The organism is Shewanella xiamenensis, from assembly GCF_014647135.1.
Lineage (GTDB): Bacteria > Pseudomonadota > Gammaproteobacteria > Enterobacterales > Shewanellaceae > Shewanella > Shewanella xiamenensis.
Genome location: NZ_BMOP01000016.1, coordinates 62,845 through 79,636, shown reverse-complemented (window position 1 = coordinate 79,636; position 16,792 = coordinate 62,845). Strand labels below are relative to the sequence as shown.

The following is a 16,792-nucleotide window of genomic DNA, read 5'->3' as shown; positions in this document are numbered from 1 at the left end:
ATATGGATCAACTGCCAACACCTAAGATCTTAACTGCAACATCAGTGGTAAGCCGTTAATGCAGCCGTTATCTGCTGAGGTGTTTGCAAGGCTGGTTCCGATATTACGCCAGGCAGGGCTAAGCCATATCACGCATATCCACGAGTTGGCGGGTGGATTAAGTAATCATAACTATCATATCCAAACATCTGCGGCACAATACGTATTACGTCTTAATGCCGATGCCGCCGACCGGTTTTGTTCTCGAGAGCAGGAGTTGTTTTATTGGCGTAATCTAGCTAAGGCAAAGCTTGCGCCTGAGCTGATATGGGCAAGTTGCGATCATCGTTACTATGTAAGTGCATTTATCGAATCACAGGAGATTGCCTGTCGAGTTAACGTTTCTCGGACGCCGGAAATGCTCGGCGACGGGGCTGATTTTTATCACGTGGTTAACTGGAGCGACTTGGAATATCAGTGTAGTGCGGCCGAATTCATCCATGGAGAACTGTGGGTGCAAAGGTGGCTGCAAGCGCATGCTGAAAATCTTGAGTGCGCATTATACGAGACTCCCACGCCTCAGTCTTTCGCCGCAGAGTTCACACCGCTGACATTACTTGAATTCCAGTGCCCAAATTATGCACATGCTCTATTGCAGCAATTATTGCAACAGCTACGCTTGCAATCCGCTGGGCCTTATCACATCAGCGTGACAGAGCAGTGGCAGCAATATCATCAGCAGTTATTAGCCTTTGCTGAAACCGATAAAGGTAGCGCTTGGCAGACGCGGTTGGACTCATTGTTGGGCTTACAACCGCAAATTCATCGTTGGACAAACACGTTAGCCGATTGTTTGGTGGCGGCGCAATTTTGCCATCGAGACTTAAATCCCCATAATCTGCTGCTAAAGGATAACCGGCTGTATTGTATCGACTTTGAATACGCGACTGCCTCTCATCCTTTATGTGAGCTGGCCGCTGTGCTGGCGACCCACAGATTAACGCCAGCACAGCGGCATATTTTAGTGCAGCAATATCTTGCAAAACATCCAGGCCTCACATCCACAGCAATAACGGCGATTCCAGCTGCAATTGAAATGTATTGGGTGTTTGCGCTTTACTGGGCGCTACTGATGGCGGCGCAAACCGATGTAGAGCGTCAGCAGGCGTATCTTGCTTGGTTTGATAGCTTTTGGCCGCTGGTAAGCCAAGACGCTTAAACACATCTTTACGCTACCACACTTAGTCAAAGATGCTTGCACCCATAATCCTCTGTAAAACCACTTAAGCAAAACAGTTAAGGTCAAACACTGCGTGATGTTTACTGCTATGTTATTGATGCAACTTTTTGTTAACTTGGGTGTCGTAGGATGACAAAGAGAGAAAGGACGCAAATTGATGAAAAAAACCTTGTTGCTGTTGGTATTGGTGTTTGGGGTATCCGCGTGTTCGACTAAGTTTAGTTACCATTTTCTGGATTGGGCTATCGGTTGGGAATTTGATGACTATGTCACTTTAGATAAAACTCAGCAAAAGAGTATGGATCGGCTTATCGAAAAGTTTGTGCGTTGGCATCAATCTGAAGAGCTTGCTCACTATGTGGCGCAGTTAACCGAAGTTGAACATCTCATTCAAACCAATACCTTAACCCCTGCGCTTTGGGCTGAGCATGTCACACTCGCCAAGCGGCATTGGTTTAGGTTATTTGAGTTTGCGCTACCTGACATGTTGCCGATCATCGCATCATTAACGGATTCTCAGGTAAAGCAAATTCTTACCCAGTCTCGAAAAGACGAGCAGGAATTGATTAAGGAATTTGCCGGTAAAACTCCAGAGCAGTTACAACAAGAGGCCGATGAGAATCTTATCGAGCAATTCGATGACTGGCTGGGGAGCGTAACGGATGATCAAAAAGCCCTTATCCATCAATATAATCAACAGCGGCTATCCACCCTAGATATGTGGCTCGACTACCGCCATGAATGGCTGCGCCAATTTGAGGTTGCCCTTGGGCAGCGCAGCGATATTCCGCTGCTGACCGAGCGTTTGACGTTGCTGATGACACAGCCAGACGAGCTTAAATCAGAAAAACACCGCGCTATTTTAAGGCAAAACACCGAGGCCTTTGGGGCGTTATTGCTGGCCATTAATGCTAGTTTGACACCTAAGCAGTCGAAACATTTTTATAAGAAGCTGAACAAGCTTATTCAAGATCTTCGCGAATTAAATCAAGAGGGAATCGAAAAGGCTGTTAAGACTATGAAAGATTAATCCTGGTGACAAGGTCTATTGAACAACGTCATTTTGTTGAAGATATAGCCCATGTCCCTCGTTTCATTTTATCAAAAATCACTCAATGCTAGCCGTCTGTTTGATGGACTCGCACCCTTGGCCCTTAGGCTCTATCTTGCACCTGTACTGATGCAGGCTGGGTATAACAAACTCGCACATTTTGAAGACACCGTCGCTTGGTTTGCGAATCCCGACTGGGGGCTGGGTCTACCAATGCCGACATTAATGGCCGCGCTGGCGGCGGGCACTGAGTTTTTTGGGGCGATTTTGTTATTACTCGGATTAGCCACGCGACTGATTTCTATCCCGCTGATGATCACTATGCTGGTGGCCGCTTTTACCGTGCATTGGCCTAATGGTTGGTTGGCAATTGCCGATGGCAGTTCATGGCTGGCAAATGAGCGGGTGCTCGAAGCGGGTGACAAGCTGGATAAGGCCAAATCCCTGTTGCAGCAATACGGCAATTACGATTGGTTAACCAGTTCAGGTAACTTGGTTGTATTGAATAATGGCATTGAGTTTGCGGTGACCTATTTCATTATGTTGCTGGCACTCTTAAGCCTAGGTGGTGGGCGTTATACCAGTCTTGATTACGTTATCGCTAAGCGTTATGGCGTAAAGTAAGCCGAGCGACGTTGCCTGTAAACGCTTTCAATCCCACTTTTACGTGGGATTTTTTGTACCTCTTTAGCCGCAATTTGCTATGCTTGAGCCAATTTATACGCACCCATTTATAAGAACAGGGATAATCACTTGGACGCTATCGAACTTTTACTCACCCGCCAATCTACTCCAAGATTAACCGCGCCAGCACCCAATGAGCATGAGCTTAAAATCATTTTAGATGCGGCGATTCGAGTGCCGGATCATGGCGCGTTAGCGCCGTGGGAATTTATTATTGCCACGGGGAAGGGTTTAGACACCTTAGCGGATATCTATGTTAATGCCGCCAAAGCCAGCGGCGCAGATGAAGATTTTATCAACAAAGCCAAAGGGATGCCGATGCGTGCGCCCATGGTGATTACGGTTGTAGCGAAAACCCAACAACATCCTAAAGTGCCAGTGCTCGAGCAGCAAATTGCAGCGGGCTGCGCTACGATGGCAATGCAGCAAGCGGCATTCGCCTTAGGATTAGGCGCAGTGTGGCGCACGGGAGATTTTGCCTTCGATGCCAATGTGAATGCAGCGTTAGGTTTAGCGCCAGAGGATCAAATCGTCGGCTTTTTATATGTTGGCACCCCAGCGGTAGCCGCACCGAAAAAACCGCAAAAGGATGGCAGCCAGTACGTCCGTTACCTATAACCTAGTTTATCCCCTCTGAATGGGAGTCCTTAGTATGCAAGTTGCCCAAACCCCAAGATTACTGCTGCGGCAGTTAACGCCCGATGATGCGTCATTTATTTTGGTGCTACTCAACACCCAAGGATTTATCGACAATATTGGCGATAAAGGAGTGCGTAGCTTGCAGGACGCCAAGGATTATATCGCTAATGGGCCTGCTATCAGCTATCGCGAGCATGGTTTTGGGTTATTTGCAGTGGTACTGGCCGAAAATGGTTTTCCGATTGGGATCTGCGGGTTAATTAAAAGACCCACGCTGAAGGATGTGGATTTAGGTTATGCTTTTTTGCCTCAATATTGGGGCAAAGGCTATGCGTTTGAAGCCGCTAGGGCATCACTGGAATTCGGTAAAACCTTAGGGATTGAACGGATTGTCGCGATTGTCAGCCCACATAATCAGGCCTCTAAGTCGCTGTTGAAAAAATTGGGCATGTCGTTTGAAACCGAGTTGCAGCTAACGCCTAATGACCCCCCAGTTGAATTATTTTCCTGATAAATTCGAAGCACTCAAAAAATGAGGCCCCAACATTGGGGGCCTCATTATGCGATTAACTAACGTTACTTTTTACTGAAACACTATCGCTGGAATGGATATACGCTCCCGAGTTTCATGATTTGAGTGAGCTCATCTAGTGCGGTGCGTGATTCGATAACTAATTGCGGATCGGCTAAATCCTGAGTTGATAAACGGTCGCGATAGTGCTTATCTACCCAAGCGTTTAAACGTGCAAATAAAGCATCGTTAAGTAAAGTGTGCTGATTTACTGCGGCAACTTCGCGCTCATTCATGGCAACCCGTAAACGTAAGCAGGCTGGGCCGCCGCCATTTTGCATGCTTTGTTTCACATCGAAATACCGCACTTGTTTGATTGGCGTATTTAAGGTGAGTAGCTCATTTAAATAAGCATAAACAGCGGGGTTTTCTTGGCAGTCGGTTGGGGCAATGATCGCCATCTCTCCTGAGGGGAGAGTGATGATTTGGGTATTAAATAGATAACTTTTCACCGCATCGTTAATCGCCACTTTGGCGGTTGGAACTTCGATAAAATATAACTCGGTATTGAGTTTGCGTTTTATTTCATCCAATTTTGCCTGTGTATTTAAAAATGCTTGCTCGTGGTAAAAAAGCACATTTTGGTTACCCACGGCAATCACATCATTGTGAAATACGCCTTGATCAATCACGTCGGGATTTTGTTGAATAAAAACGCAGTTATCCTCTTCGAGTTGATGCAATCTTGCTATCGCCATCGAGGCCTCGAGGGTTTGTCTTGCCGGATATTTCAGTGGTTTAGGAGCATGAGGATTTGTCGCCTCTTGTCCATAAACAAAGAGTTCAACCCCAGCATGGCCGTATTCCTGACACAGGCGAGTGTGGTTCGCTGCGCCCTCATCACCGAAGCTATTATGCTCAGGTAAATGATTATGGTGATGAAAATAGTGGGGATCATTGAAAGTTGCTGTTAAGATGCGCCCCGTTGTGATGGGCTCGATGCTGCGATGCAACTTATCGACCAGATTAGCGGGCGTAAAATGCAGTTTACCATCACGGGTGTCGGCACTGGGTGACACGGTAGCCGCATTAGCCGTCCACATGCTTGAAGCACTGCAACAGGCATTAAGTAGTGCAGGCGCGGTTTTAGCGGCTTGTTGTAAAACTTGGGCATCGCTGCCAGAAAAACCAATTCGGCGCAACGTGTTAAGATCGGGGCGCTCTTGTGGCGCTAACATGCCTTGGATCATCCCTAAATCAGCGAGTGCTTTGGCTTTTTGCAAACCTTGTTTAGCGGCGGCTTTAGGATTAGAGACTAAAGCGGCGTTGTTGAGTGAGGCCACATTGCCAAAAGACAAACCGGCATAATTGTGGGTTGGCCCAACGAGTCCGTCGAAATTCGCTTCAAAGTGCTTCATTGCATATCCTTGTGATAGGGAAGGTTATTATTTATTCAAATGGTCCCTGAAGCGACCCAGTATACTGAAGGTTTTTGTGGGCACAAGCGCACGGTTTTGTGCTCAAAGCGACTTTTTCGCGATAAATGCATAACTATTTCTTGCTTGCTGGCAAATAATGAAATATTAGTTTTTAATTACGCAATATTATTTTTTTTACATTTTTTCAACTTTGATTAAAAAGTGACTCGCTGGTACATATAAAAGAGGGATTAGCTTGAAACTCTCAATGCAACCCTCTATATATGGAGCCAATTTCCACCTTCTTGAGATTTTTTGGCGCAAATCAAACTATGGGTAAATCGCTAGTTATTGTCGAATCACCGGCCAAAGCTAAGACCATTAATAAATATCTTGGCAAAGAATTCATCGTTAAATCGAGCGTAGGTCATATCCGTGATCTGCCTACATCTTCTATATCTGACGGCACCGATAAGGTGAAACCTGCCGCCGAAGTAAAGAAGATGTCGCCAGAAGAAAAGGCGCGATACAAAAAGATGAAAGATCATCAAGCGCTGGTATCGCGTATGGGCGTTAACCCTGAAAAGGGCTGGGCGGCTAAATATCAAATTCTACCGGGTAAAGAGAAAGTGGTTAAAGAGCTGCAAGCCTTAGCCGATTCTGCTGACCAAATTTATCTCGCAACGGACTTAGACCGTGAAGGGGAAGCCATCGCCTGGCATTTGCAAGAGGTGATTGGTGGCGATCCTTCACGGTATCAGCGCGTGGTGTTTAACGAGATCACCAAATCTGCGATTCAAGAAGCCTTTAGTAAGCCTTCTTCCCTCGACACCAATATGGTTAATGCCCAACAGGCACGACGCTTTTTAGACCGTGTCGTCGGCTTTATGGTGTCACCACTGTTGTGGAAGAAGGTTGCCCGTGGTTTATCCGCAGGACGGGTACAATCTGTGGCAGTGCGTCTCGTGGTGGAACGTGAAAGCGAAATCAAAGCCTTTGTGCCAGAAGAGTTTTGGGATGTGCATGCTGAGCTTAATACGCCAGCCAGCGAAGCACTGCGCATGGAAGTGGTTAAGTATTTAGATTCAGCTTTTGAGCCAACCAACGAGCAACAAGCGTTAGCCGCGGTGCAGGCCTTATCTTCGGCTAGCTTTAAAGTGATTGCCCGTGAAGACAAAGCGACTCAAAGTAAACCTTCCGCCCCCTTTATTACCTCCACCCTGCAACAAGCGGCCAGTACTCGTTTAGGCTTTGGGGTGAAGAAAACCATGATGATGGCGCAGCGCTTGTACGAAGCGGGTCACATCACGTATATGCGTACCGACTCGACAAACCTAAGCCAAGAGGCCTTAGACAGCGTACGTGAGATGATCAGCAAGGAATACGGCGCCAAGTATTTACCTGCCGAGCCTATCCGCTACGGTTCTAAGGAAGGCGCACAAGAAGCGCACGAAGCGATTCGTCCTTCAAATGTCAATGTTGAAGCTGCGGCCTTAACTGATATGGAACGTGATGCGCAGCGCCTTTACGAGTTAATTTGGCGTCAGTTTGTCTCCTGCCAGATGACACCTGCCCAATACGATGCGACTAAACTCACGGTGAAAGCAGGCGACTACGAACTTAAAGCAACAGGACGCATCCTGCGCTTTGACGGTTGGACCCGTGTTCAAACTGCAATCAAGAAGAAAAACGAAGAAGACAATACGCTACCGGCAGTGAACGAAGGGGATGTATTATCTCTCGTTGAACTCGAGCCTAAACAACATTTTACTAAGCCTCCAGCGCGATACAGTGAAGCGTCATTGGTTAAAGAGTTAGAGAAGCGCGGTATTGGCCGTCCGTCAACCTACGCCACCATTATTTCGACGATTCAAGAACGTGGCTACGTGAAAGTGGAAAACCGCCGCTTCTACGCTGAAAAAATGGGCGAAATAGTCAGTGAACGCTTAGTCAATAGTTTTGCCGAGTTGATGAGCTATGACTTTACCGCCAGTATGGAACAGACCCTCGACGATGTTGCTAAGGGTGAGTTGGATTGGAAAAAAGTGCTCGATGGTTTCTATGCTGACTTCACTAAACAATTAGAGAAAGCAGAATTAGCACCGGAAGAGGGCGGTATGCGCCTCAATCAAATGGTGATGACCAATATTAAGTGCCCTACTTGCGGTCGTCCAATGGGGATCCGTACAGGCACAACAGGGGTATTCCTCGGTTGTTCTGGTTACGAGTTGCCACCAAAAGAGCGCTGCAAAACCACCATGAACTTAACGCCAGGCATTGAAGCGATCAGCGATAGTGAAGATGCCGAAACCGATGCATTGCGTGCCAAGCACCGCTGTGGTATTTGCGGCACGGCGATGGACAGTTATCTTATCGACGAAAAACGCAAACTGCATGTTTGTGGTAATAACCCTGTTTGTGAGGGGTATGAAGTCGAAGAAGGGCAATTTAAGATTAAAGGTTACGAAGGCCCATTAATCGAATGTGACCGCTGCGGTCATGATATGGAACTGAAAAACGGTCGTTTTGGTAAGTACTTCGGTTGTACGAATGCGGAATGCAAGAATACCCGTAAATTACTGAAAAACGGTGAAGCGGCGCCACCAAAAGAAGATCCTATTTACTTACCAGAGCTGAAATGCAGTAAGTCGGATGCGCACTTTGTGCTGCGTGACGGGGCGGCAGGGATATTCTTAGCGGCCAGTACCTTCCCTAAATCGAGGGAAACCCGTGCGCCACTGGTTGAAGAATTAGTGAAATACCGTGAACTCTTATGGCCTAAGTATCAGTATCTTGCAGATGCACCTATCGCTGATGATGACGGCAATAAGGCGGCGGTGAAGTTTAGCCGTAAAACCAAAGAGCAATATGTGGCGACTGAAGTCGACGGTAAAGCCACTGGATGGTCCGCCCATTATGTTAATGGTAAATGGGTAAGTGAATCATCAGCGAAGAAAGCGAAGAAATAAACATGTGCTTATGGGCATGTTCACAAATCGTCATTGAGGATGAACGCTTTGTGAATATGCTCTAGGTTGGTGTTACTGCTTAAGTTAGATTTCAACCAATAAAAAAGCCAAGTCACTGACTTGGCTTTTGTGTTTTAAAGATTGATCACCATTTCTTTTTCGGTTGAAACAGCATATCGATATCGTCTTCTTCATTCTTGGGTTTAGGTGCACTGGGTGCAGTGAGTTTTTGTGCGCCCATAATTTCATCTAATAGCATTTTGGCTTCATCGACTTTACGGGCGATGAAGGGATCGTTTGGCGTCTGCGCTTTAATCGCATGCAAAGTGGCTAATGCTTTAGTCACCATTTGCTTTGAAGATCCGTATTGCTTCATAAAACTTGCGGCGCGAGCACGTGACAACATAGAGTCAACGTTAATTCTGAGCTGTAAACTATCAATACGATTTTCTTCCTGACCAAACACCGCTGGGTCGACTCTCCCTTTGTTATGCTCTGCACGCAAAATGGCTTTTAGTTTCTTTAACGTTTGTACTAACACCAAAGTTTGTTTGTCGTTATCAGGCAATCTAAAATTCTCAATCGGCGGGACTTGAGGTGGGTTAGCTTGTAATGAATCAATTTGATTTTTGATATCGGCAAGTCGACGTTGAAAATCAGCTTGTTGTTGGCTTGTGCTCAGTGATGTTGCCATTTCCAAAGCATCTTGAACACGGCGATAGAGCACTAACATTATATGTGTACTACAAGGTATCATCCCTGTATTGGATAATACGGTTTCTGTTTCATCAAGAATCGCACGTTGGCGGGCAAATTCAATCCTACGTTCAGCCTCTGCACGTTCTTTTTGTTGTTGTATTACGTTAATTCCGATAACAAGCAGTAATAGTGCACCGATGAGGATCAGAACCAAGGTGAATGTCATAGCTGTTCCATTATTTATCCAATTGAGCTAATGCTACAATAAATCAATAAACTAGCATAGTTATCTTAGCCTAGGTTATCATTTCTGTCGTTTGAAACATAAGACTTGTGCTCTATATTCCTATTTGCTTTAATTTTTACTATATACTATAACGATTGATTATAGCTGATACTGAGTGGTGCTATTTTAACCAATCCATTTCAGCCTGTTTGAGACAAGGACATAAGATGAAACTGCAACAGCTCAGGTATATTGCTGAGGTCGTAAAGCATAACCTTAACGTATCGGCCACAGCTGAAAATTTATACACATCACAGCCTGGGATCAGTAAGCAAGTTCGCATGTTGGAAGATGAATTAGGTATTCAAATATTTGGTCGCAGTGGTAAACATTTGACCCATGTGACGCCAGCGGGACAGCAGGTGATTAATATCGCCAATGACATCTTAGGTAAAGTTGAAAGTATTAAAAAAGTATCTGAGGAATATACAAAACCGGATCAAGGTGAATTGAATATTGCGACAACGGATACCCAAGCTCGCTATGCTTTACCCCATATCATTCGCCAGTTTATCGACCGTTATCCCAAAGTTAACCTACATATGCATCAGGGGACGCCATCGCAGATCAGTGAGCAGGCTGCCCGAGGTGATGCTGATTTTGCGATTGCGACCGAAGCGATGCATTTGTATTCCGATTTGATTATGTTGCCTTGTTATCACTGGAATCGCTCCGTCGTTGTGCCAAAAGATCATCCCTTGGCGACACGAACTCATATTAGTATTGAAGATTTAGCCCGTTTTCCATTAGTGACTTATGTGTTTGGATTTGATCGGGCATCGGAAATTGAGAAAGCGTTTAATCGTGCAAACCTTGAGCCGCGGGTTGTCTTTAGTGCTACCAGCGCTGATGTGCTGAAAACCTATGTGCGCTTAGGCTTAGGTGTCGGAGTGATTGCCTCTATGGCGATTGATCCAAATATTGATAAAGATTTAGTTGCCATCGATGCTGGCCATTTATTTGCCCATAGCACCACTAAAATTGGTTTCAGGAAGGGTAGTTTCTTACGAAGTTATATGTATGATTTTATTCAACACTTTGCGCCACATTTAACTCGTGATGTGGTTGAAAAGGCCGTCGCATTGCGTGATCAGCAATTAATTGATGAGATGTTTGCAGATAAAAATCTGCCTATGCGTTGATTAAGCTACGCTATTGGTGAAATTAATAAAAATGCCGCATCAATTGCGGCATTTTTATTGTGTTGAGAGTTGAAATGACACGTATGACTATGACAAATCGACTTTATCCATTTCAAGCTGACTTAAAGCAATAACCGCTTGAGTGCGATTACGAACGCCTAGTTTTCTGAAAATGGCAGTGGCGTGCGCTTTTATGGTTGCTTCAGAAACACCTAAGTCATAGGCGATTTGTTTATTGAGCAAGCCCTCAGCAAACATTTGCAGTACTTTATATTGCTGCGGCGTGAGATCTGAGAGCTTACTGGCCATTTTATCAGTGCTGTCATCTTCGATAGGTATAATATCAGCACCTTTAGGTAGCCATAAATCCCCACATAAAACAGCGGTTAGGGCTTCTTTCAAGGTTTCCATCGACGCTGATTTAGGGATAAAACCGCTACCACCGTAGTGAATAGCACGGCTAATGGTATTGATATCCTCGTGGGCCGAAATCACGATAACAGGCAGCTCAGGGTAGTGAGAGCGCAGATGGATAAGCGTCGAATAGCCGTGGGAACCTGGCATCTGCAAATCCAGTAAAACCAAATCGTAGCTGACACTTTGTGAATCTAACACAGACTGCAACGCATCGGCACTGTCAGCCTCAAACCACTGGGTGCGCTCAAAGGCGCTACTGAGTGCTTGACGTAGTGCATTTCGAAACAATGGATGGTCGTCGGCAATAATTATATTTAAGTTTTCTAGCTTCATGGCTTTTTTGATTATGTTCGTGGCGCGTGAAGATTAAACCCAATGTAACAGAAAAGTAATCGAGGATCCTATTGGTTTATGCAGCAAGAAGGACAAAATTTTTATATGTTTCTGGTTGTTATACTTTTGTCTCGCTTAAATGAATGAATAAATTAGCCCTAAAACCTTGCTGTTAAAGGGCTAGAGTACGTTATTACGTAGTATAAATCTTATTCAGCCGTCCACACTTGGGTCGGATGGCGTTGTTCGTCTACCGCAACAAAGGTGAATACGCCACGGATCGCATGCTCACGGTGATCTTGGTACATGTCTTCGACAAAAATATTGACTTCGACCTTTAACGAGGTATTACCTACATGGATCACGCGGGCGATAAGCTCTGCTAAGGTACCCGCTGGAATAGGTTTTTTAAAGTCGATTCGATCAGAGCTGACTGTAACTAAGGCTTTACGGCAGAAACGAGTCGCAGCAATAAAAGCGGTTTCATCCATCCATGCTAGGGCTTCACCACCAAATAAGGTATTGTGGTGATTGGTGATAGAAGGAAATACGGCTTTGATTACCCGCGCTTCGGATTGATTGATTCGTTGTTCGATGGCATCGGAAAAAGCAGGGCGAGTAGAGTCGAGTGAATGTGGCATACGGCAACCTGAGGTTATGCATTTTCAAGAGGCGCGATTATAGTGAGTTTTCAATTTGAATGATATAAAACGACTATATCGTTAGGTTTTAAGACAAAACGAAAAGTAAAAAGGCTTCCAGTGGAAGCCTTTAGCGTTTGGTCATTGACTTATTTACCGAGAAGTTCACGCCTATCGCGTGAGGCTTTAGCCAGATCTCGCAGTAATTTTTCTGAGTCATCCCAATGTAAGCAGGCATCGGTAATGCTTTGGCCGTAGCATAAAGGTTGACCCTCAACCACTTTTTGATTGCCTTCCTGTAAGAAACTTTCTGCCATGATGCCGGCAATGGCCGTACTACCCGCGCGCATTTGCGCCATGATATTTTCAGCAACGACCAGTTGTTTTAGGTGATTTTTTTCACTGTTACCGTGGCTAAAATCAACCACCACACGCGGCGTTACATTGACAGACTCAAGTTTTAATCTTGCTTGTTCAATATCCTGCTCAAAGTAATTAGGTTTTTTACCACCGCGTAAAATAATGTGCCCATAAGGATTACCATGGGTACGATATACTGACATAGCGCCATCTTTATCTGGTGAATAGAAAATATGTGGCACTTTGGCGGCACGAACGGCATCAACGGCGATATTGATATTGCCATCGGTTCCATTTTTAAAACCCACAGGGCAGGAGAGTGCCGAGGCCATTTCGCGGTGGACTTGGCTTTCAGTGGTGCGAGCGCCGATAGCGCCCCAGGTGATTAAATCAGCAATATATTGACCGTTCACCATATCTAAAAACTCGGTGGCAATCGGCAATTTCAGCTCAGTGATTTGCTGTAGTAGCTGACGGGCAATACGCAATCCTTTATTGGGTTCAAAGCTGCCATCTAAGTCAGGATCGGAAATTAACCCTTTCCAGCCAACAATGGTGCGCGGCTTTTCAAAGTACACCCGCATTAAAATACAGAGATCGTCCTTTAACTCTTGATGCAGCACAGCTAAACGGCGGGCGTAGTCGAGGGCAGCTTGCGTATCATGGATAGAGCAAGGGCCAATGATCACCAGTAGACGATGATCTTCGCCCATAATAATGGCTTCAACTTCACGACGTTGCTGAACGAGGTAATCGGCTGCATCTTGGGTTAACGGGTACTCAGATGCCAGTTGTGCAGGTGAGATGACTTTAGCTAATAAGGAAGTGCGTAATTCGTCTGTTTTAATGGTCATTCAAAATACCGAGCTTGCGTGCGGCGCTTTTCGCCAGATTGCCTCGGATTATAACGAATCGAACAGCATTGCACAGTGCCAATTGTGTTAATTGTCGGCAACTGTGCAATGAATTTGATTTAAGTTAGACCTATTTAGCCTAAATCGAGGGACTCGATTGTCTCGTTCGAAATCATCAAGATTAGAACATATGACGTTCTAAACCCGTCACATCTAAAATCTTAGTGGCGATTTCTTCGACCGAGTGGTTGGTGGTGTCGATATAAGGAATACGTTCACGTTTGAACATCATCTCGACTTCTTTTACCTCTAAACGACACTGCTTTAAGGAAGAGTAGCGACTGTTTTCCATCCGACTTTGGCGGATTTCATGTAAGCGTACCGGATCGATGGTCAACCCAAACAATTTTTTCTTATTGCGTTTTAAGGCTTCGGGCAGTTTAAGGTTATCCATATCGTCTTCGGTGAACGGGTAGTTAGCCGCTTTAATACCAAACTGCATCGATAAATAGAGGCTGGACGGGGTTTTACCGCAGCGAGACACGCCCAGCAGGATCAAATCGGCCTGATCCATATGCTTCATGGTTTGGCCATCATCATTATCCATCGCAAAATTGATGGCATCGATACGGGCTTCATAACCCTGATTGGCTTTACCGTGGGTGCGGTGTAATACAGGCGATGCACTTACGCCTAAATGTTGTTCAAGTGGAGCGACGAAGGTATTTAAAAAATCGTAATCGAGACCTTCACTCGAATAAATGATGTCCCGAATTTCCGGTTTAACGATTGAATGGAACACTAAGGGGCGTTCGCCTGTTGTAATAAAACAATCATTAATTTGTCGTTTAACGTTTTCAGCTTTTGCCAATGTTTCAACAAATGGAATTGTAAGTGACTCAAATTCTAATGGAAATTGCGAGAGAACTGCATGCCCAAAAACCTCTGCTGTGATCGCTGTGCCGTCGGAGATGTAAAATACCTTTGGTGCCATACTGACCTCTTGTAGTAATAAAATTACAAATAAAATTATAGATTTACGCTTCTTCAGCGGGAGTGTAAAATGCCGCTGCCCTCGTGTGAAGGGGCCACTGAAATAAACTTGCGGAGATAGAACTGTGCAGCAATACGTACTCTGGTATCAGGAATTAGGCATGGGTGACGTCAACTTGGTTGGCGGTAAAAATGCTTCTCTTGGCGAGATGATCAGCAATCTAGCTAATGCCGGTGTTCAAGTACCTGGCGGATTTGCGACTACTTCTTATGCGTTCAATGAGTTCCTTGAACAAAGTGGAGTAAACCAGAAGATTTATGACATTCTAGCCACACTGGATGTAGATGATGTCAATGCACTGGCAAAAGTAGGTGCACAGATCAGACAATGGGTGATTGACACCCCATTCCAACCAGCTTTAGAGCAAGCCATTCGTGAAGCTTACGATAAACTTGCCGCTGAAACTAGCGATGCATCATTTGCAGTACGTTCTTCTGCTACCGCAGAAGATATGCCAGATGCTTCTTTTGCTGGTCAGCAAGAAACCTTCTTAAACGTGAAAGGATTTGACTCTGTACTCGTGGCGATTAAGCACGTGTTTGCGTCACTCTTTAACGATCGTGCAATTTCATACCGTGTTCACCAAGGTTATGAGCACCACGGTGTTGCCCTGTCTGCCGGCGTACAACGCATGGTTCGTTCAGACAAAGCGGCATCAGGTGTGATGTTCACCATGGACACTGAATCAGGCAACAACGATGTGGTGTTTATCACTTCATCTTTCGGTCTGGGTGAAATGGTTGTTCAAGGTGCGGTAAACCCTGACGAATTCTATGTCCACAAACCTATCCTTTCTCAAGGTCATAAAGCCGTTGTTCGCCGTAATATCGGTAGTAAGCTCATCCAGATGGTGTATTCCGATGATGCTGCTCACGGCAAACAAGTGAAAATTGAAGACGTTGCTGCTGAAAAACGTCGTCAATTCTCCATCAACGACGCCGAAGTGATGGAACTGGCTAAACAAGCAATGGTTATCGAAAAACACTACGGTCGTCCAATGGACATCGAGTGGGCGAAAGACGGTAACGATGGCAAACTCTATATCGTTCAAGCGCGTCCAGAAACGGTTCGTAGCCGTGAAGACGTACAATTAATTGAACGTTACCACTTAAAGAGCCGTGGCGCAGTGATCTCTGAAGGTCGTGCTATCGGTCATAAAGTGGGTTCAGGTGTGGCTAAGGTACTAACCTCTATCGCGGATATGGATCAAATCCAACCAGGTGATGTGTTAGTGACCGACATGACTGACCCAGATTGGGAACCTATCATGAAGCGCGCCAGCGCCATCGTGACTAACCGTGGCGGTCGTACCTGTCACGCGGCGATTATTGCCCGTGAATTAGGTGTACCAGCGGTAGTTGGTTGTGGCGACGTGACCGACCGTATCAAAAATGGTCAGTTAGTGACTGTTTCTTGCGCCGAAGGTGACACTGGTTACATCTACGAAGGTAAGCAAGAGTTCGAAGTAGTGTCTAACCGCGTTGACGCATTGCCTGCGTTACCGATGAAAATCATGATGAACGTGGGTAACCCAGATCGCGCCTTCGACTTTGCTCGTTTACCAAACGAAGGTGTGGGTCTAGCGCGTTTAGAATTCATCATCAACCGCATGATCGGTATTCACCCGAAAGCGTTGCTTGAATTCAACCAACAGGACGCTGCCTTGCAGGAAGAAATCAACGAGATGATCGCCGGTTACGACTCTCCTGTTGAGTTCTACATCGCTCGCTTAGTCGAAGGTATCGCATCTATTGGTTCGGCTTTCTATCCGAAGAAAGTGATCGTACGTATGTCAGACTTTAAGTCTAACGAATACGCTAACTTAGTCGGTGGTGACCGTTACGAGCCAGAGGAAGAAAACCCAATGCTCGGCTTCCGTGGTGCGAGCCGTTATATCTCTGAATCATTCCGCGATTGTTTCGCACTTGAATGTGAAGCGATTAAGCGCGTGCGTAATGAAATGGGTCTGAAGAACGTTGAAGTCATGATCCCATTCGTCCGTACCGTGAAAGAAGCTGAGCAAGTGATTGAACTGCTGAAAGAGCAGGGCTTAGAGCGTGGTAAAGATGGTCTACGCGTCATCATGATGTGTGAAGTACCGTCAAATGCGCTGTTAGCGGATCAGTTCCTTGAGCACTTCGATGGTTTCTCTATCGGCTCAAATGACTTAACACAGTTAACACTCGGTCTTGACCGTGACTCAGGCATCATCAGCCACTTGTTTGATGAGCGTAACGAAGCGGTGAAGATCCTGCTGTCTATGGCCATTAAAGCGGCTAAGGCCAAGGGTGCTTATATCGGTATTTGTGGTCAAGGACCTTCAGATCACGCCGATTTCGCGGCTTGGTTAGTTGAACAAGGCATCGATACCGTATCGTTAAACCCTGATACCGTAATTGATACTTGGTTATATTTAGCCGAAGCGCACGCTTGATCTAGGCCGTAATTTTATCAAGGTGTTAAAAAAGCCGCTTTTTAGCGGCTTTTTTTTGTTTATAATGGGCCGCATAACAAT

14 protein-coding genes are annotated in these 16,792 nt (G+C 45.6%); 8 read left to right on the top strand and 6 right to left on the bottom strand.

Annotated features, from left to right (window positions below; translation table 11 throughout):
- The first annotated feature begins 58 nt into the window (after positions 1 to 58).
- The 5 genes from IEY09_RS14185 (at position 59) to IEY09_RS14165 (ending at position 4,104) form a co-directional block, all read left to right on the top strand.
- On the top strand, positions 59 to 1,198 hold the full coding sequence (locus tag IEY09_RS14185; RefSeq protein WP_188871553.1) for a phosphotransferase: 1,140 nt from the start codon (positions 59 to 61) through the stop codon (positions 1,196 to 1,198).
- Positions 1,199 to 1,376: 178 nt separating this feature from the next.
- Positions 1,377 to 2,249: a DUF6279 family lipoprotein gene (locus IEY09_RS14180; RefSeq protein ID WP_188871551.1), complete on the top strand. Its 873-nt coding sequence runs from the start codon at positions 1,377 to 1,379 to the stop codon at positions 2,247 to 2,249.
- Between the two features lie 51 nt (positions 2,250 to 2,300).
- Positions 2,301 to 2,894, top strand: coding sequence for an HvfX family Cu-binding RiPP maturation protein (locus IEY09_RS14175; protein ID WP_188871549.1), 594 nt, complete (start codon positions 2,301 to 2,303; stop codon positions 2,892 to 2,894).
- A 129-nt stretch (positions 2,895 to 3,023) separates the two neighbouring features.
- The gene (locus IEY09_RS14170) at positions 3,024 to 3,572 is read left to right on the top strand and encodes an NAD(P)H nitroreductase (protein ID WP_144345663.1); all 549 of its coding nucleotides are present in this window, start codon (positions 3,024 to 3,026) and stop codon (positions 3,570 to 3,572) included.
- 34 nt (positions 3,573 to 3,606) lie between these two features.
- Positions 3,607 to 4,104, top strand: a complete 498-nt coding sequence (locus IEY09_RS14165) for a GNAT family N-acetyltransferase (protein WP_047538930.1) — start codon at positions 3,607 to 3,609, stop codon at positions 4,102 to 4,104.
- 83 nt (positions 4,105 to 4,187) lie between these two features.
- Here the strand turns inward: IEY09_RS14165 and astB are convergent, their stop codons facing one another.
- Complete coding sequence (gene astB / locus IEY09_RS14160; protein WP_188871547.1) at positions 4,188 to 5,522, bottom strand: N-succinylarginine dihydrolase; 1,335 nt, start codon at positions 5,520 to 5,522, stop codon at positions 4,188 to 4,190.
- A gap of 332 nt (positions 5,523 to 5,854) precedes the next feature.
- On the opposite strand from astB, the gene topA reads away from it, so the two are divergent.
- Positions 5,855 to 8,491, top strand: a complete 2,637-nt coding sequence (topA, locus tag IEY09_RS14155) for a type I DNA topoisomerase (RefSeq protein WP_069455457.1) — start codon at positions 5,855 to 5,857, stop codon at positions 8,489 to 8,491.
- A 145-nt stretch (positions 8,492 to 8,636) separates the two neighbouring features.
- On the opposite strand, the gene zomB is transcribed toward topA, so the two are convergent.
- On the bottom strand, positions 8,637 to 9,416 hold the full coding sequence (gene zomB, locus IEY09_RS14150; RefSeq protein ID WP_037419518.1) for a flagellar motor control protein ZomB: 780 nt from the start codon (positions 9,414 to 9,416) through the stop codon (positions 8,637 to 8,639).
- 227 nt (positions 9,417 to 9,643) lie between these two features.
- Here zomB and cysB point away from each other — a divergent pair, with 227 nt between their 5' ends.
- On the top strand, positions 9,644 to 10,618 hold the full coding sequence (gene cysB / locus IEY09_RS14145) for an HTH-type transcriptional regulator CysB (protein ID WP_011622367.1): 975 nt from the start codon (positions 9,644 to 9,646) through the stop codon (positions 10,616 to 10,618).
- An 87-nt stretch (positions 10,619 to 10,705) separates the two neighbouring features.
- Here the strand turns inward: cysB and IEY09_RS14140 are convergent, their stop codons facing one another.
- The 4 genes from IEY09_RS14140 to ppsR form a co-directional block, all read right to left on the bottom strand.
- Entirely contained in the window at positions 10,706 to 11,368 is a 663-nt protein-coding gene (locus IEY09_RS14140) for a response regulator transcription factor (RefSeq protein WP_037419521.1), read from the bottom strand.
- A gap of 209 nt (positions 11,369 to 11,577) precedes the next feature.
- Positions 11,578 to 12,009: an acyl-CoA thioesterase gene (locus IEY09_RS14135; RefSeq protein ID WP_037419524.1), complete on the bottom strand. Its 432-nt coding sequence runs from the start codon at positions 12,007 to 12,009 to the stop codon at positions 11,578 to 11,580.
- Between the two features lie 149 nt (positions 12,010 to 12,158).
- The gene (locus tag IEY09_RS14130; protein ID WP_037426544.1) at positions 12,159 to 13,223 is read right to left on the bottom strand and encodes a 3-deoxy-7-phosphoheptulonate synthase; all 1,065 of its coding nucleotides are present in this window, start codon (positions 13,221 to 13,223) and stop codon (positions 12,159 to 12,161) included.
- A 181-nt stretch (positions 13,224 to 13,404) separates the two neighbouring features.
- Entirely contained in the window at positions 13,405 to 14,217 is an 813-nt protein-coding gene (gene ppsR / locus IEY09_RS14125; protein WP_011072591.1) for a posphoenolpyruvate synthetase regulatory kinase/phosphorylase PpsR, read from the bottom strand.
- A 124-nt stretch (positions 14,218 to 14,341) separates the two neighbouring features.
- Between ppsR and ppsA the strand changes: the two genes are divergently transcribed.
- Positions 14,342 to 16,711, top strand: coding sequence for a phosphoenolpyruvate synthase (gene ppsA, locus IEY09_RS14120; protein ID WP_037426541.1), 2,370 nt, complete (start codon positions 14,342 to 14,344; stop codon positions 16,709 to 16,711).
- Positions 16,712 to 16,792: the final 81 nt, after the last annotated feature.

Bases quoted from the DNA above. Each gene is read 5' to 3' on its own strand.
- IEY09_RS14185 (WP_188871553.1), top strand. From the start codon at position 59: ATGCAGCCGTTATCTGCTGAGGTGTTTGCAAGGCTGGTTCCGATATTA.
- IEY09_RS14180 (WP_188871551.1), top strand. From the start codon at position 1,377: ATGAAAAAAACCTTGTTGCTGTTGGTATTGGTGTTTGGGGTATCCGCG.
- IEY09_RS14175 (WP_188871549.1), top strand. From the start codon at position 2,301: ATGTCCCTCGTTTCATTTTATCAAAAATCACTCAATGCTAGCCGTCTG.
- IEY09_RS14165 (WP_047538930.1), top strand. From the start codon at position 3,607: ATGCAAGTTGCCCAAACCCCAAGATTACTGCTGCGGCAGTTAACGCCC.
- astB (WP_188871547.1), bottom strand. From the start codon at position 5,522: ATGAAGCACTTTGAAGCGAATTTCGACGGACTCGTTGGGCCAACCCAC.
- topA (WP_069455457.1), top strand. From the start codon at position 5,855: ATGGGTAAATCGCTAGTTATTGTCGAATCACCGGCCAAAGCTAAGACC.
- zomB (WP_037419518.1), bottom strand. From the start codon at position 9,416: ATGACATTCACCTTGGTTCTGATCCTCATCGGTGCACTATTACTGCTT.
- cysB (WP_011622367.1), top strand. From the start codon at position 9,644: ATGAAACTGCAACAGCTCAGGTATATTGCTGAGGTCGTAAAGCATAAC.
- IEY09_RS14140 (WP_037419521.1), bottom strand. From the start codon at position 11,368: ATGAAGCTAGAAAACTTAAATATAATTATTGCCGACGACCATCCATTG.
- IEY09_RS14135 (WP_037419524.1), bottom strand. From the start codon at position 12,009: ATGCCACATTCACTCGACTCTACTCGCCCTGCTTTTTCCGATGCCATC.
- IEY09_RS14130 (WP_037426544.1), bottom strand. From the start codon at position 13,223: ATGACCATTAAAACAGACGAATTACGCACTTCCTTATTAGCTAAAGTC.
- ppsR (WP_011072591.1), bottom strand. From the start codon at position 14,217: ATGGCACCAAAGGTATTTTACATCTCCGACGGCACAGCGATCACAGCA.